The organism is Peribacillus tepidiphilus (genome assembly GCF_009466385.1).
In the GTDB taxonomy this organism is placed as follows: domain Bacteria; phylum Bacillota; class Bacilli; order Bacillales; family DSM-1321; genus Bacillus_BN; species Bacillus_BN tepidiphilus.
In genome coordinates this window covers 1-17,293 of record NZ_WIAQ01000036.1, presented here as the reverse complement: position 1 = coordinate 17,293, position 17,293 = coordinate 1, and the positions used below count along the sequence as shown (strand labels likewise).

Genomic DNA, 17,293 nt, shown 5'->3' with positions numbered 1-17,293 from the left:
ATTTTGTACAGTGTCATATTAGCTTAGCAGCGGGCAGGAATTGAGGATTAATATTAAATACTAGAAATTATTTCTTTTTAAAAAAGAAGGTTCTTTCTGCGAGACAATTTTGGCCATAGAGTCTAACATCGTCTTCAGCTTGATGGAATTTCGGATACTTATTCTTTTTTGCTATTTCTGCAGCAAATTCAATAGCCTCATCGCTTTCCAAATCCATTGGCTCGTCGGCACCTAATACTATTGCTAACAAATCCTTTTGCGGAAAGTACCTTTTTATTTCTACGAATTTTTCCCAAAACATCCTGCCCGCCGGTTCATGATTCTGTTGGAGCCGATCAAGCATATCGTCTTTATCTAATTCATCGTAAAAGTCGCCATCCTCCAACTCTTTATTAACAGGGATCCCTTTTATAAATTTTTTAAGTTCCTCATCACTTAACTTCAAATCGTTCTCCCCCTCAAAGTTATATTTAAATTCCTTTTAGTGCCTAAGTCGTTCAAATGTATTTTATCATTCTTCTTTTATTTACGCGGAGTTTTTCTTTTTTAGTAAATACTTAATTTGGAATGTTTTTTCCTGCTGGGAGTGCGTGCCTGGTCACTCCCCGAAATTTGTCGAAGATTGATAGAGACAGAGAGTCATTGATTGGCTCTCTGTTTTTTGTGTGCGCCCGGCATGGGTGTAATCTATAGGGTGAGAGTCCCGAGCTGCGAAGGCAGAAGTAGCAGTTAGCTTAGCGAACGGTGCCTGTCACTCCCCGAAGTTTGTCGAGATTTGTAGAAATATAAATATATAGTTTTGAAGGAAAGCTCTGTGGAGAGATAATCTCTGCGGGGCATTTCTTTTAGAAAGGGAACTATCAGAGGATCCATCTTATCTTTAGAAGAAAATCTTGTTTCGGGGTACTGTATTTGATTATTGTGCCAGAGGTTTTTTCAAAAATAAAACTTGAACTATTTAATGAATCTTGAAAGGTATTAGGGAGTTTTTGTCGAATAAATCCTTAAGACATACAACCATTCCTGTGTCTCCATGATCCTCTTTTATCCCCTCTATCTTCTTTTCTGTTTTTTCCTTCATTTTTCTCCTAAACAATCAGTAAAAGAACCACTTTTGTATGAGAAGTATAAAAAAGGCCAAGAGGATTTGAACAAAATAATAAATCAATTGTATCTAGCATATATTCAATAAATGGGAGATGAACAGAAATGGCAAAGGAAGCTTTATTAATTGTAGATATGAGTAATGATTTTGTAGCAGATAACGGAGCTTTAACTGCTGGCAAACCAGCACAAGAGATTGTACCTTACATCAAAGATTTAGCAACCCGATTTCTAGCCAATGGTAATATTGTTGTAGTTACAATGGATGCCCATCAACCTGATGACCCACACTTCAAATTATGGACACCACACAATATTATTCATACAAAAGGACAACAATTGTACGGCGATTTATATGAATGGTATCTAGAAAATTTGGAAAATCCAAATGTAATTTACACTCCAAAAACAAACTACAATGCTTTCTTTAAAACAGATTTAGCTGCAACATTAAAAAAGTTAGAAGTCGAAAAGATACACGTTGTCGGGGTTTGTACGGACATTTGTGATTTTTTGACAATAGCTGGAGCAGACGCAGAAGGTTTTAAAACAGCCATACACAAACGAGGAGCTGCAACATTTACTGACTTTGGAGAATTAATGATGAATCATATGAAACTTTGTTTCCATACGGAAATTATTGAATAAACGGTGCCGGGGGTAGGTGACTAGTGTAGTAAATCGATCAAATCAATTGTTTTTATTGTAAAATGGGAGTACCTATCACAGAACTTCCACTGGGCGCAATTCAACGGCACTCCTCGAATTTTGTCGAAGGGTGTTAAGGGTTTAGTTTAGAAGAGAATGATAAAATAGAGATGCAACTGAATATTGTGAGGGTGGTTGGTTGTCGGTCTTCTTTCCTTTTAAGGGAAGGAGGTGATAATCATGGAAACATTTCTTGAATTCGTTCGTGAAATTTTGAGGGGTATTGTGCGTGAAACCACGGCACATATCTTTCGAAAGAACATATTAGAACGCAAGAAAACCACCCCGCGCCGTAGCAAGCAAAAGGGTGGTTTTCAGAAAAGAAACAAATAAAGTTTGACAACCACCACCCTAACGGTAGTGGTTGCAGGGAGAAGTGTTAGCAGCACTTCTCTTTTCTATTATATACCTATTATACACGAAAAATTCCCTCTGTGGAAGAATTGGAACGGTGCCTGTCACTCCCCGAAGTTTGTCGAGATTTGTAGAAATATAGACAAATAGTTTTGAAGGAAAGCTCTGTGGAGAGATAATCTCTGCGGGGCTTTTCTTTTAGAATTGGACGTTTTCAGGTTCCATTTTCATCCATGAAAATTTGTTTTGGGATATGCCAGACTAATCTTCTTTCCAAAATAAAACTTGAACTTTTTTATTTTTTTGAAAGGAATTACGGAGTTTTTGTCGAATAAATCCTTAAGACATACAACCATTTCTGTGTTTCCATGATCCTCTTTTATCCATCTAACTTCTTTTCTGTTTTTCCTTCATTTTTCTCCAAAACAATCTTTTTTTAGACTCAAACATTTCTTCTTTAAAAAGCTCTATTTTTCTCACAAAAACATAAAGAATAGGAGGTAATTATAATTGACAGTCAAAGTATCCAGTATCGGTTTGAAAGGCTTAGAGGGATATCGGGTGCAGGTGGAGGTACAAGTAACCCCTGGAACAGAGTCGATGGTCATTGTAGGATTGCCGGATGCATCAGTAAAAGAATCGAAGGAAAGGGTGCTATCTGTTGTACGCTCTTTAGAATGCGATGTGACAAACAAGAAAATCGTGGTCAATCTATCCCCTTCGGAACAAAAGAAAAATGGTCCGCTTTTTGATTTGGCTATGACGTTGGCAGTATTAAAGGCAATGGGGAATGTACAGGAAGATATCCCAACAGATACGGCTTTTTTGGGGGCTTTGTCCCTGGACGGGTCTGTTCAAACAGTAGAAGGGATGTTACCCGCCTTGATTTCAGCTAAGGCGTTGGGCTTTAAAAGAATATATATCCCTTGTGATCCTGCTGTTCCGCTTAAGATGATAGATTTAGATTGTGTAGTGATTCAGCATATTGAAGACGTGATTCAACATTTGAAAGGTCAAACCATCCTGTCGTTTCATACGGAAACTGAACACAAGAACAATCAACCACATGTATTCCAAAAAGATTTTTCCCAAATTATTGGTCATGAACACGCCAAGCGAGCATTGGAAATTGCAGCGGCTGGAGAGCATAACGTGCTCATGAGCGGACCTCCAGGGTGCGGGAAAAGCCTGTTGTCCGAAACCTTTGTATCCATTCTTCCACCTTTATCAAATCAAGGAAAGCTAGAAGTCATGAGCCTCTACCAGCTTGGAAGAGAGAATATACCTTCACTGCAATTCCCTTCTTACAGACATCCTCACCATTCTGCATCCTCAGTAGCTATCATTGGAGGAGGATCTCATCCTAAGCCTGGAGAAATATCATTAGCTCATCGTGGTGTATTATTTCTTGATGAAATGGAAGAATTCACAAAAAAGACGCTCGATATGCTAAGGCAGCCATTAGAAACAGGAATGGTGACCATCAGCAGAGCACATTCCACAGTTACCTACCCAGCCTCCTTCATCCTCATTGGTGCCATGAACCCTTGTCCATGCGGATATTTAGGATCCAACACTCATTATTGCACCTGCTCGGAAAAACAAATCCAAGCTTATCGTAATCGAGTTTCAGGTCCCGTTTATGATCGAATGGATATTCTGTTATCTTTAAAATCGGTCAGTCTTGACCAGAATACAATCACACAACAACCTTCATCTGCGATTCGTAAACGAGTAGAGCAAGCAAGGAAAAAACAATTTAAACGGTATCAGGAGGAAATCTGCAATGCAAAAGTGCCGTTTGCTACATTAACGAAAACAAGTCCGCTTACTGACCGTCAAAAAAACATGCTTTCTCAAGTATCTGCTAAACAGCAATGGAGCAATCGCGTGCAAATCAAAATCGTTCGGCTGGCAAGAACCATCTCTGATCTCAAGCAGGAACATGTAATATCTGACGAATCCATCTGGGAGGCTATGACCTTAAGGCGAAACAATACTCATAAAATAAAAACTGCAGCGAGGGAAACATAAATGCCTCGCAAAAAAAGAATTTGGATCCCCCACCATTTTTACCATGTTGTATGTCGAGGGAATCGTCGCGATCCTCTGTTTAGATGCCGGAATGACTATCTCGCCTTTTTTCATATCCTCTCACAGCTACATGAAAAAATCCCTTTTGAAATAGCGTCCTACTGTTTAATGACCAATCACTTTCATCTCCAAATCCGTTCAACAGAAGAACCCCTTTCAAAAGTCATGTCACTGATCAACAAACGGTATGCCAATTATTACAATACTCGCTACAAATTGACCGGACACGTTTTTGAAAAACGCTACTACGACAAAATCATTACAGACAGAGAAGGAATGCTAGAGGTAAGCCGCTACATTCATCTAAATCCCGTAGAAGCAAAAATGGTCAAAAAGCCTGAAGATTATCCTTGGAGCAGCTATTATTTTTATAAAAATCCTTCCACGCAAAAACCGCAATATGTAGTACCACACAAAATTAGCACCTACTTTGTTGGAGATGAAAGAGAACAATATCGCAGATACTGTGGGTTTGTTGAAAATGTTGATTTGTAGTTTATTACTTCAGAATAAAAGTGTCAGGCACCGCTCGTGGACAAAATTGTAAAATTTGTGCGCGTGACGTGTACACTGGGAACAGTGCCAAGTGAAGTAAATAGATCAAATCAAAAAAACTCCGTTTTCATTGTAAATTGGGAGTACCGTTACCAGCACTTCCACTAGAAACAGTGCTTCTCACGCCCCAAAAAATATTGTTTCACAGGTGTTAGGGATTAGTCTTCACTCGAGGATATATTTAAATGGCTTCTTAATCGTAAATGGAATTTATGTGCTGCCATTTTAGTTTTTCATATTTTATTGAAGCTAAATATTCAGAAAAACTGACCGATATAAATAAGGTAATAATTTGGAAGTTGGTGTTATTGAAAGAAAATTATTCCACTACACATAAGAAATTTTTTATAAGTCATGATTTAACAAAAAAGAGAGGAGCGATTTTTTTGAAACAATTACCTAAAGGTCATGGTGAATTGAACAAAGTCATGGTACTTCTATTTGTATTTATGCTTGGGATTTACACAGTAATGCCGTATCCATCTGCGTTATCTGCAGGCGGGGAAATAAAGGTTGATTTGGTAACAAAAATAGGTGGAACAGATTCTATTATTACTGAAGAAAAAATCAATGATTTAGCATCACCTAACGATATTGAAGTCATTCTAACATTAACGGATTCCAGTAATAGATGGGCAGATGATATTGATACAAAAAAACAATTAGTACTTGATAGTATGGTTGCGGATATTGATCATGACGAATTTAAAAAACTAGTTGATGTCAATTCAGTTTCACGCGATATGACTGATGATAATATCCTCATAATAAAATTAAAAAAAGATGCAAGTTATAAAATAAGTAATAATCAAACGATTACTATGAATCTCTCACCAGCGCTGCTAGAGAACTGGGAGGGACAAGTTACACCTGTATCCTTTACCATCTATGCAAAACCAAGAGTTTCTGTAGGAGGTAGTATTGTAAATGCTTCTAAGGAGGACCTTGAAAAAGGCGGTAAGGAAATCGAACTGAATTTGCTCAATGCTAAATGGAAAAAAGAGGAAATTATTAAACTTAGTGTTTTAAATCAAATATTAGATCGTTTTTTAAAAGCAGACAATAGTAAATGGGAAGTTACACAGCATCTTAAGTCAGTAGACCCAAATAAATATGTTTCAATTGAAAATGATAATAAAACATTGAAGTTGAAATTACCTCCTATCCCTAAGAATCAAATTAGTGAAGATAAAATTGAGTTTAAACCATATGATTTAGGGGTTAATAAATTAAATAACATATTTCAAATAGATAGCGTGAATAGTTTTAATATTGGAAACATTCTTTATGAAGGCGATCCAAGAGACTTTACGATTACTTCTGAGCTATCAGTTAGCATGACTGAAAAAAGTATTATCAATCCAGGAGGCACTCCTGCAAAAATCGATCTGTCATTACCAGTAGGCGTTCAATGGAATATTGGTTCTGATAATGCAAAAAAGAGAGCCTTAATTGATTCCCTAATCGCAAAAAATCAAGAAGAACAGTGGGAAAAGGTGAAAAGTGTCTTAAAAAATAACCTAGGCAATATTACTGTTTCAGAGGATAAGTCGACTTTAACCATTGTAATCCCTGCTACCAGTAACTTTTATCTAACAGCTGATCAAACACTTTCCTTAAAAGTTCCTTATCAGTTATTAAGTAAGAATGTGAATTTAAAAGAACAGATTATAACGATTAAAGCAACCCCGAAAGCACTAGTTTCAGGAACTGTTTCACCAAATGTTTCTCAAACGGATATTGTAAAGGGTGGCAAGACAATTGTTGTTACATTAGTCAACGCGAAATGGGCAGATGATATTGCTTCAAATTCAGTAAAACGAGAGAGTTTATTAAGTAGTTTTGATTGGAAATCAAATGAAACGACTTCCATTCTCATTGCAAGAGCTGATGTTGTAAGGACAAATGATCAAGTCGTAACCATTACATTGCCACCAATTGATGGATTTAAAGTACAGAGTGATTTAGTCGTTACTTATACACCAAAAGCGAATTTGACTACAGATTCTAATTTTGATGAAAGTAGTATAAATGCTTTTACTGTTCAACCAGTCACGAATCAATCTGCCACCCTTTCAGGTACAATCCTTTCAAAGACCAATGAATTTGATATGGTTAAGGGAGGTAAAACCCTGATCATCACTTTGAAAAATGATGTATGGGTAAAAGATATCGAAACAAACACAAATAAAATGAAGTTTACAGGTGTGAATATACCAAGTTACTCACTTAAGAGGAACAGTGATACGGTTGTAACCCTTACATTTGATGCAATCCCTGGTTTTTCTTTATCCGAAGACGCGAATGTAAACCTTACAATTCCGGCTGGATTGTTGAATGTATCGAGCAAGGATATAAATATAAGCTCAGCGTTTAAAATTGGGGCCGTGAAAGCAGAAATATCAGGAAATGGATTAGCTTTAGATCCTATAGACATTCAAAAGGGAGGCAGAACCATAACCATTAAATTAAAAAATGCTACATTTAAAAATGATTCTGCTACTTTTATAAATGATTTGATTAATGGATTTCAAAGTAATAAAGGTGGTACGAACTGGAATCTTGTACAAGCAGCCATCAAAAATAATTCAAAGAATGTGACGGTTACGAGCGATAGTGTTACGATTAAATTTCCAGCTGTACCAGCATATAAGACTGAATCCGGAGAAGAAATTTCGGTAAATATACCACAAAGTTTAATAAATAATGCTTCAAAATCGATAGTTACTGATAAGAAGATTTCGATTGGACAAGTAGCTAAAGCTACCGTGAACAATGGAGTTTTCTTGGAAACTAGTATAAAAACTAGTGAAAATGTATTCTCCATTACACTTGAAGGTACAACTTGGGACCCAGAACTTACTACGAATAAAACAAAACGTTCAGCTCTTATAAAAGGCTTTACTACAAAAGATCAGACAAAAGAATGGTCCATGGTAAGCTCTGCCATTCAATCCTCTGGTTCCTTAGAGATTAGCAATGGTGGAAAAACATTAACAATTAAAATACCTGCTGTTGCAAGTTATTCAATTATTAGAGATCAAGTAGTAGATATTAAAATCCCTAAAACAGTATTAGTAAATTATAAGTTTGATATACCAGCACAAGGACAGTTAACAATAAAAGTTCCATCCATAACTACAAATAGTACTCTGGGCGAATTACTAAATGGAGATTTTGCAGAATATATAAATGCAAACGGGCTAGAAAATATTCGGGTGATTGTACCAGATAAGAATGTTCACACGATCAAGGTCAACACAACCGAGTTTCCGGTAAATGAAAAGAGTATCACTACTGTAGAGGTTTCTACAAATTCAAAGGTAAATAAGGTCCTGTTAACGATTAAAGGAAAAGCAGGAGAAATTACTCGTGAGGCAGTAGGCAGTAATACATTTAAGTTTGTGTTTACAAATCTAGAGAAAAACAGTGAGATAATCGTTACAGTATATGGAAATGGAAGCTCTGATCCATTACAAGGTCGCATTTACAAAAAGCTCACTAATGGCTCTAAAACGTACAATGAGCTGCCTAAAAAAAATATTGCTGGTTCATATCCTTTAAAGATCTTACTTGAAAGTAAAACTTTACTTAAAGACATCTTCAAATATTATTCTGTTGATGAATTGAAAGTAGGAAAGTAAGGGAAGGAGGATAAATCATGAAACAAGCCAAAATAGTAACTACAGCTCTTTTCACGATGATGATGATCCTTTTTTCGAATAATCATCTAACGTTTGCGAAGAAGTGGGACATTCAAACCACCGATCAAGTAAATAAAGTCTGGAAAGTTCGCTTTAATGTACCATTAGATCAAAAATCTTTAACATCAGATAGTTTCTATGTGTTGAATGGAACTAGTAAACACTCCACTACTCTGCGTTTGGAGGATTCTGGATATACAGTGGTAGTAGCGCCGAATTCATCCTATGAAATAGGAAAAACCTACCGAATAATGATTACTTCATTAGTAAAGTCAAAAAAAGGGAAAGCTGTAAGGACACCTATTGAAATCCCATTTCAAGTTGTAAAAACGAGCTCGAAAATACAGTCTGTGAATACCTTTTCAAGTGGAGCTTTTACAAACATTACAGTAACTACGAGCGAAGATGTATACAAAGTAAAAATAGGTGCGGACGAAATGCACTACAAAGGAAACAATACCTTTACTTACGGTCTTGTTGACATAAAAAATGGAACAACCCTAACCATTTACGCATATGATGAAAACAATAAACTAATTGAAACAAAAAAATACACAGTTGTTAAATAAGATTTAGGACCTGTACACTGTCATTCCCTGAAATATTGAAGTTTGTTAGATTATTAGATTGTAAGAATGAGATGGAATAGAGATGCAACTGAATATTGTGAAGGTGGTTGGTTGTCAGTCTTCTTTTCGTTAAGGGAAGAACGTGATTGAAAACAAGAAAACCATCCTACGCTCTCGAAAGCAAAGTATGGTTCTTGTATATCAATATAAGATTAGACAATCCCCCTGACAGTAGAGGTTGCAAAGAGAAGTGTTTGCTGCACTTCTCTTTTTTTTATATAGCGTGCCCAGCTAAGCTGTTATCTGCTAGTTGTTGCAAGTCCAACCCGAGTAAATGCCAAGACGCTCGGTAGCTGACAGGCAACTGGTGGAGAAATCCTAAGAGTGAAGCCATGTGACAAAGTATCTCTCTTGGAGAGTGCGAGCAAATCATCAGACCGTAACATGAAGTGAATCCTGCCACCTCGTCAAAAGAGACCTCCTTTGGAGGACAAAGGGAAGTCGAGCCTGGTGGATATGGGCGAAGACCATGGAAGGTGTGAAGATCTTGGAGGTGCAGCATCGAAGAATCCCTCGAGGTAAGGGGAGCGGTATGTTGAGAAAGTAGATAACGGAACTGGGGAGGCCCTCCTCCACACTTCTTAAGAAGTAAAGAGGAAACCTATAAACCAGAAGGTGAAAGGGTGGACTGTGGAGAGGGAGTCAGAGGGGGTCATAGTACTGATGAAGCCATGGAGCATAACGTGGCAGAAGGAAGGACCCCTGCTGATTAAGGAATATACGAGTCCTAAGAACAAGCTATTTATGGATCAAAGAACTGGTGAAGGGGCTCAATCGAATTTTACAAGGGTTTAAGAATTACTATAGCATTTCGCCCATCGCCAAGAAGTGGCTAAATAAAGTGGACTGGTATGTATTAGGACGTAATACGGTGACAGGCACCGCAAGTGGACAAAATCAGGGGATTTGTGTGTCTGGTATGGACACAAAGAGAGTGATTGCTAAGTATATTTTCGTCTCACTCCACTGGTACTCCTCAGTATTGACGAACGTATTTTTTACAAAAGAAGGCTTTGTGGAGGAAATCTCTCCGAGGCTTACAGGGAATTGTATTTTTAATAAGTAAAGAAATCATATGTAAGCTACTAAAAAAGACAGAAAGTGTCATTACACTCTCTGTCTTTAGATTTTTTAAAAAAAATTAGTTACCGGTTAGAGGGCGTTGCTGGAATCTTTCTATTTCTTCCAAAGCCCCTTTTTATTTTGGCGTGCGTAGCGTTCGCCTGCTATAAACTTGCTTTGGTATTTAACATTAGGTTGAATAGTCATGACATTTGCATACCCAGACTTTACAAGCGTTTCATTAAATAGCTCTTTTCCGATCCAAATATAGGCTAGGTATCGTCCGTATCGATCTTTAAGACCGACATCGAACTCAAGTGTTACGGTTTTATGTAAAAGTCGTTTTTTCGTATACGCCGATGCTTCTTTTCCGTAGTATTCTATTTTTGTAGTGCTTTCAGGCGTATTTACACCGATCAGTCGAACCTTTATTACTGTCTTATTAGAGGGTAAAAGCACCTCTACAGTGTCCCCATCAATAACCCGCGTAACTTTAACATTTTGAATCTTAGCGTTCGCCTTAATTACTTTACTAATGACTGGAGCCTTAACGGCTGGCTTAGAGACGGGAGTTTTGGATGACAAAGGTTTCCGGGTTTTTTGATCGACTCGAATGATTTCGTTTGTGCCTGGCTTATGTAAATGGTATTCGCCATCTTTCAGACCGTATTTAGCGCAGTTCGTTCTACAAGTATGTCCATTGTTCTTATCCTTTGCTCCCGGATGTGCAAAAGCTGTTAAGGAACTTGAAAGAAAAAAGACGAACAACAAAAGAATGAAAGTACGAAGAAATAAATGAAATTTCTTCAAATTTAACCCTCCTATTTTCATAGTAAATTCCTTAAATACCCAAAAGTATTATACAAAATAACTATTATTATTACATTAGAAAAATATTCCATAGGGCGGTGTCAGGCACCACTTGAGGACAAGTGTCCATATATAGTGACAGGCACCGCTCGTGGACAAATTTAAATATTTGTGCGTGTCAGATGGACACATACAAAGGAGAGGGTTATCGCTTTTTGTGGTAGCTTTTTTCCGTCCGACATTGTCGGTGTTAGGCCGTGCTTGTAGACAATATGCCAAATAATTAAGGGGTCATTAATTTTGTTTAACAAAGAAGGAAATCCATTATTAATATAGAATATAGATACATGCATCTTCCCCACAAATCACATCTAAATCTCTCTATTAGAACACCCCAAAAGCTGTATCATCTTCTTATCTTTCTTATCATTTTCTATTTTTTTAAAAAAAGGAGTGATCATTATCGTTAGAAGACGACATAATTGGTTCCCTGGAGCGAAATACCATATCACTAGCAGAGGAATCAGAAGAACCTCCCTCTTTTATGATGAAGAAGATTTCCAAAAGTATCTTAACCTGCTCGAAGATACAAAAAACCGTTATCCCTTTATCCTCCATACGTATTGCTTAATGACCAACCACATTCATCTTCAATTAGAAACTGTAACCACCCCACCAGGTATCATAATGAGGTATCTCCATACCAAATATGCTAAATACTTTAATAAACGGTACGATTATCAAGGTCATGTGTTTGAAAACCGCTACGGCGCTCAATGGATTGACTCAGCAGATTATGAGTTAGATGTTAGCAAATATATTCATTTAAACCCATTAAAAGCCAGTATGGTTCAAAACCTCGAAGATTACCCCTGGAGCAGCTACCGTCATTACGTGCTAGGAGAAAAATCTACTCTCATATCTACAAACCAAATCCTCTCTTATTTCCATGAACCCCAAACAAAAAACTACGAAACATATATGAAATCTCCCTATTATGAGCCTGTATTCGATGAAGATGGAAAATTAATACGGTGACAGGCACCGCTCGTGGACAAATATATGAAATTTGTCTTTGTACAAAGGACAACAGGGGATAAATGCTATTCTTTCCTCAAAAATGTCTTCTGGACGTAAACAAATCTCTTTAAATTGTCTTTTTATAGTGCCTGACACCGCAAATGGACACCGCAAATGGACACCGCAAATGGACACTGCAAATGTGTATAGTAATTTATTATTTTTACATTCTTGATATAATATAAAATTGTATTACCAAATATATGTAGGAGAGTGGGAAATGAGAGGCTTTAAATTCACAGTTGTACTTCTGTTATTGGTACAGTTTTTCTTGATCGTACATAATGATAGGTCCTATGCAGAAGAAAATGTCGATCAATCGACTACCACTGATTTAGAGTCCACAGAGAATCAATTGAAATTTTTAAAAATTACCGAGGATTCTGCTGAAGTCTATATTAAAAAGAATGGTAGTTTAACAGCAATTGCAAAGCTTATGAAGGATCAAGAATATAAGTTTTATGAAGAACAGGAAGACTGGTTTGTGATCGATATTGGGGGAACAAAAGGATATGTAAAAAAAGAGTTCGCTCAAGCGTCGGACGGTCAAACCATTAAAAATCCGGTAGATTATAAGGATCCGTTAGTTCAAGTTTCCCTTATAAAAGATGTGATGGTACACGAATCTGAGACTAAACAAAATGTCATCGCGACCTTATTAAAAGGTGAGGTATATTCGGTTTTTGAAGAAACTGATACTGGATATTATATGAACATTGGTGGCCGGAAGGGATTTATTGATAAAGCGGATTTAATAAGGGGTTTTTTACCAAGAGATCAATTCTTTAAGGTCATAACTCAAAAGCAGCCTGTTTATGTTAAGCGTTCTGGTAAGCTGATTCAAAAAGGTTATATGCTGGAAGGTCAAGAGTTTAAGAGAATAAAAGGTGCGGATAGCTGGCATTTAATCCGTTACGGGAATGAAATGGGCTATGTAAAAATGCAGGGCACCATTCCTTCTGACGGTCGCACTTTTAAACCAAGCGCTTCTAGCAATGTTCAAGTCTACTTTACTACTCTGCAGGAGGTTCATGTTTATTCAGAACCTTCCCTCAATTCTTCTTCCTTTGCAGTATTGCCAAAGAATGAAACTTACCCGATTTTTTCACGCCAAGGGGAATGGTATGTGATTCAATATGGGGGAAGAATTGGCTATGTTCATCCTAAACTAGCTAAAACCAACTATATGGATGTGGTACGTTCCAATACAACCTATACATACGATCAAATGAAGGTTGACATAGAAGAGCTTGTTGTGATGTACCCGGGGTTGGTTTCAAAAAAGATCATCGGAAAATCAGTAGATGGTAGAGACATTTACGCGATTAAATTGGGCAGAGGCACGAAAGAAATTATGATCAATGCCTCCCACCACGCCAGAGAGCATATGACGACTAATGTCGTTATGGAAATGGTAGATCAATACGCTCTTTCTGCTGCTAAAGGCACAAATTACGGAGGATATAACACACGTCAAGTATTATCAAAAGTCAGCATCTGGTTTGTCCCTATGGTAAACCCAGACGGAGTAACACTTGTTCAAAAAGGGTATACAAGTGCCAAAAATCCAGCTTACGTATTAAAGCTAAATGGTGGTAAGAAAGATTTTTCTAGTTGGAAGGCTAATATTCGCGGGGTTGATTTAAATCGTCAATACCCAGTTAATTGGAAGGCAATTAGAGGACCAAAAGGACCTGCTCCTGAAAATTTTAAAGGGTATAAACCTCTCAGTGAGCCGGAAGTATTGGCGCTTGTTAACTTTACTAGAAATCATTCGTTTAAAACGACTGTTTCCTATCATTCATCCGGTCAAATCCTGTTCTGGTATTATGGTCAAAAAGGTGCAGCTTATAAAAGAGACTATAATATTGCCAAACAAATTAGAAGTTTGACAGGGTACTCACTAGTAGATGCAAAGCTCTCATCGACTAGTGGCGGCGGCTATAAGGATTGGTTCATTACAGAAATGAAGATGCCTGGCTTTACTCCGGAAATTGCCCCTTACGTTGGCAAACGACCTGTACCAAACAGTTACTTCCCTAGAATCTGGAAACAAAACAATCGAGTTGGCTTAATGCTTGCAAACGAAGCAGCCAAACGATAGAATCTTAATACTATACGGTGTCAGGCACCGGCTGTGGACAAATTCATAAGATTTGTCTTTCTTAGAAGGACACTCTTCACTCATAGAAAGAGTTATCGCTTAGACGGTAGCTCTTTTTTTCATGCAATCGTACTTGCTATCTCCTAGTAAAAGTTCCAGGTTCAATAGCACCCAATCTCTTTATTGCTATGAACTACCTTGAAATAGGGTATGCCTATCTTTCTGTACATCTCACGAATACAAATGTCCACTTAAGGTGTCTGACACTGAAAATGTACAAATGTCCACTCAAGGTGCCTGACACTAAAAATGTACAAATGTCCACTTAAGGTGCCTGACACTGAAAATGAACAAATGTCCACAAAAGGTGCCAGGCACCGGAAAAAAGGCACCACCAAAAAGGCACCAAAAACACGAAATCTACCAATTAATTTCTAAAATTATCTAAAAACGGTTAGTATTGTTATATAATTAGATAATAGAAAACAACTAGATTATATGGAGATGGAGAATATATGAAAAAGAGAATGGTTAGATCGTGTATTATATGTTTCACAATTATTATGCTAATGCTGCCAGCTTTTCATACAGGATTGTCCGCCAATTTTTCTGTTGGGGATATAGTAAACAAGAAAAGTAAGATGGTTGCTAATGGAGTGACTTTTTCAGATCACGAGATAAATAGTTTGAGTGGCAAGCAGCGTATGTATAGTTTGGATGTTGATCCATCTATGAAAAATATCGGGTTCGAGGTAGGATCTTCAAAAGAACGGGCATTTGGTTTTGAGAAGGTTTCTGGAATGGCAAGTCGTAACGACTTTAAAGAGGGTGTGATACTTGCTGGTGTAAATGGGGATTATTTTGATAAAAATGGGGCCCCTAATAGCCTGGTGATCCATAATGGTGAAGTTATCACAACCAATTCGGATGCGCCTTCCTATCGTGTCATTTTCGGGGTGACCAAAGAAGGCAAGGCGTTGATCGGGAAGCCAGATTTATATGTTGGGATGACAGTTAACGGTGAAAATCCCTACATGATAGATGCCATTAATAGAGTAAGAAAGCAGGATCAATTGGTTTTATTCACGCCTTACTTTGGATCCAACACTATGACAGATTCCTCAGGGACAGAGATTATCTTGAAAGATATTAAAGGTGTTCTGAATGGTAACGGCAAGGTAAAAGCGACAGTAAAAGAAGTACGGCCAGGGATGGGAAACACGAAAATAAACAAAAACGAATATGTTTTATCAGGACACGGTTTTGCAAGCGAATATCTGAATCAATTGAAGCCGGGAGACCTGGTAGAATGGACGCTACAATTTGACCAGAATGATTGGGCTGGAGTGGAAGAGGCCGTGGGTGGACGCTATCATCTTGTAAAAGATGGAACAGCCATGTCTTTTAACATTAAAGGAGCCCATCCACGGACAGCAATAGGAATCAAACGCGACGGAAGTGTTTTCTTGGTAGTGGTAGATGGAAGAAATAAAGCTCATAGTGTCGGAGTAACTCTAACAGAAATGGCAAAAATTATGAAAGACTTTGGAGCTGTACAAGCTATGACGTTTGATGGGGGCGGTTCATCGACAATGCTTGTGAAAAACCCGGAAGATATGAGGTTCGGAATCGTTAATAAACCTTCCGATGGAAAAGAAAGAAACGTATCAAATGCTCTTTTTGTGGTTAATAAAGCACCAAAGGGTCCATTAAGCAGATTGATTCCTTCTGAAAGAGAATTAACATTGTTTAGCGGAGTTACCTATCCGAATCTTGGTCTTACGGTTACAGGATATGATGAAAGTGGCTACAAGGCTAATCTTTCAACTCCAGTTAAATGGTCATCGAACATAGGGGTTTTTAATAAAGACGGCAGTTTTACGGTAAAAGGAACGGGTAAAGGTAAAATTACAGCGATAGCAGGTGCTATTAAAACAGATATCAATGTGGTGATTAATAATAAGATTGATAGAATTGCTTTACAAGATTCCGTCATTGCATTACCTGCGAAAAAAAGCGCTCCCATTCAAGTAAAAGGATTTTATAAAGGCAAAAAGGTCGTTGAAGATCCAAAGATTTTTACATATCAAGTGACTCCGGCGGCACTTGGAAGCGTGAAAAATGGGGTGTTTATTGCAGGTAATCAAGCTGGAACAGGAACTCTTACAGTTTCTTATGGAAATGTAAAAGCAACGACAAAGCTGATTGTCGGCAACAGTCATTCAGTAGTAATTGAAGGGTTTGAGGGGAACCTTTCCTCTTGGAAGGCTTCAGGAGTGCAGCATAATTCTGTGTCAATTTCACCTGAAACGAAGATATTGAAATATGGTAAGCAGTCCTTGAAAATTAGCTATGATTTTACCGGTAAGACAGGAACATCAGGTGCATATGCTTACGCTCCTCAACCTATTCCTTTGCAGGGAGCCCCTAAGAAAATTGGTATGTGGGTATATGGAGATGGAAAGGGCCATTGGCTTAGAGCACAGCTGAAGGACTCCAATCAAAAGGAAGTGAACATTGACTTTGCAAGAAATGTGTCATGGACAGGCTGGAAGTTTATTAAAGCTCAAATCCCTGCTGGACTGAAATCTCCTTATACATTAACTGTTCCAGTAAGGTACATGAGTGTAGAATCGAAAAAAGGGAACGGGGCTATCTATGTGGATCAGATAACGGTCCTTTACTAAAAACAGTTTTCTATCAAACGGAATGATTGTACATGGCGACCGATAAAACGGGCTGACGACCGATATATCGGAATGATGACCGATATATTGTACCTGACGACCGATAAAACGGAATGACGACCGATATATTGTACGTGACGACCGATAAAACGGAATGACGACCGATAAAACGGAATGACGACCGATATATTGTATCTGACGACCGATAAAACGGAATAACGACCGATATATCAGGATAAAACCCTGTAGAGAGTAATTGAAGTGACCCAGTAAAATGGGACAAGGAAAAAACACCTCCTGAATCGAATGTATAACTTACTTCGATTTGTGGAGGTGTTTGTCTTATGGGGACAAGAGTTCATTATCCAGAGGAGATCAAGTGGAAAGCTATCGAGATGAAAC

14 protein-coding genes are annotated in these 17,293 nt (G+C 37.7%); 11 read left to right on the top strand and 3 right to left on the bottom strand.

The window, feature by feature from the left end:
- Positions 1-67: 67 nt before the first annotated feature.
- Positions 68-445, bottom strand: a complete 378-nt coding sequence (locus GD441_RS15065; protein ID WP_153127256.1) for a hypothetical protein — start codon at positions 443-445, stop codon at positions 68-70.
- A gap of 764 nt (positions 446-1,209) precedes the next feature.
- Here GD441_RS15065 and GD441_RS15060 point away from each other — a divergent pair.
- The 8 genes from GD441_RS15060 to GD441_RS15035 all read left to right on the top strand — a co-directional run bounded on the left by GD441_RS15060 (position 1,210) and on the right by GD441_RS15035 (position 10,214).
- Entirely contained in the window at positions 1,210-1,752 is a 543-nt protein-coding gene (locus GD441_RS15060; protein WP_153127255.1) for a cysteine hydrolase family protein, read from the top strand.
- A gap of 240 nt (positions 1,753-1,992) precedes the next feature.
- Positions 1,993-2,145, top strand: a complete 153-nt coding sequence (locus GD441_RS17060) for a hypothetical protein (protein ID WP_191992205.1) — start codon at positions 1,993-1,995, stop codon at positions 2,143-2,145.
- 531 nt (positions 2,146-2,676) lie between these two features.
- Entirely contained in the window at positions 2,677-4,200 is a 1,524-nt protein-coding gene (locus tag GD441_RS15055) for a YifB family Mg chelatase-like AAA ATPase (protein ID WP_153127254.1), read from the top strand.
- Positions 4,201-4,755, top strand: a complete 555-nt coding sequence (locus GD441_RS15050) for an REP-associated tyrosine transposase (RefSeq protein ID WP_153127253.1) — start codon at positions 4,201-4,203, stop codon at positions 4,753-4,755.
- Positions 4,756-5,123: 368 nt separating this feature from the next.
- Positions 5,124-8,459 carry a hypothetical protein gene (locus GD441_RS15045; protein WP_153127252.1) on the top strand — a complete coding sequence of 1,112 codons (3,336 nt, stop codon included), beginning with the start codon at positions 5,124-5,126 and terminating at the stop codon, positions 8,457-8,459.
- A 17-nt stretch (positions 8,460-8,476) separates the two neighbouring features.
- Entirely contained in the window at positions 8,477-9,088 is a 612-nt protein-coding gene (locus GD441_RS15040; protein ID WP_153127251.1) for an Ig-like domain-containing protein, read from the top strand.
- Positions 9,089-9,811: 723 nt separating this feature from the next.
- Entirely contained in the window at positions 9,812-9,943 is a 132-nt protein-coding gene (locus GD441_RS17505; protein ID WP_263862460.1) for a hypothetical protein, read from the top strand.
- Complete coding sequence (locus GD441_RS15035) at positions 9,909-10,214, top strand: group II intron maturase-specific domain-containing protein (protein WP_263862459.1); 306 nt, start codon at positions 9,909-9,911, stop codon at positions 10,212-10,214. Before GD441_RS17505 ends, GD441_RS15035 begins: the two co-directional genes overlap by 35 nt.
- 110 nt (positions 10,215-10,324) lie before the next feature.
- Here the strand turns inward: GD441_RS15035 and GD441_RS15030 are convergent, their stop codons facing one another.
- Positions 10,325-11,020 carry a thermonuclease family protein gene (locus GD441_RS15030; protein WP_225434256.1) on the bottom strand — a complete coding sequence of 232 codons (696 nt, stop codon included), beginning with the start codon at positions 11,018-11,020 and terminating at the stop codon, positions 10,325-10,327.
- A 453-nt stretch (positions 11,021-11,473) separates the two neighbouring features.
- Here GD441_RS15030 and GD441_RS15025 point away from each other — a divergent pair, with 453 nt between their 5' ends.
- From GD441_RS15025 to GD441_RS15015, 3 genes are all read left to right on the top strand, one after another.
- Positions 11,474-12,058 carry a transposase gene (locus GD441_RS15025; protein WP_338091720.1) on the top strand — a complete coding sequence of 195 codons (585 nt, stop codon included), beginning with the start codon at positions 11,474-11,476 and terminating at the stop codon, positions 12,056-12,058.
- 262 nt (positions 12,059-12,320) lie between these two features.
- Positions 12,321-14,204: a M14 family metallocarboxypeptidase gene (locus GD441_RS15020; protein WP_153127249.1), complete on the top strand. Its 1,884-nt coding sequence runs from the start codon at positions 12,321-12,323 to the stop codon at positions 14,202-14,204.
- A gap of 515 nt (positions 14,205-14,719) precedes the next feature.
- Complete coding sequence (locus tag GD441_RS15015; protein ID WP_153127248.1) at positions 14,720-16,891, top strand: phosphodiester glycosidase family protein; 2,172 nt, start codon at positions 14,720-14,722, stop codon at positions 16,889-16,891.
- 13 nt (positions 16,892-16,904) lie between these two features.
- On the opposite strand, the gene GD441_RS15010 is transcribed toward GD441_RS15015, so the two are convergent.
- Positions 16,905-17,174, bottom strand: coding sequence for a hypothetical protein (locus GD441_RS15010; protein WP_153127247.1), 270 nt, complete (start codon positions 17,172-17,174; stop codon positions 16,905-16,907).
- Positions 17,175-17,293 lie beyond the last annotated feature (119 nt).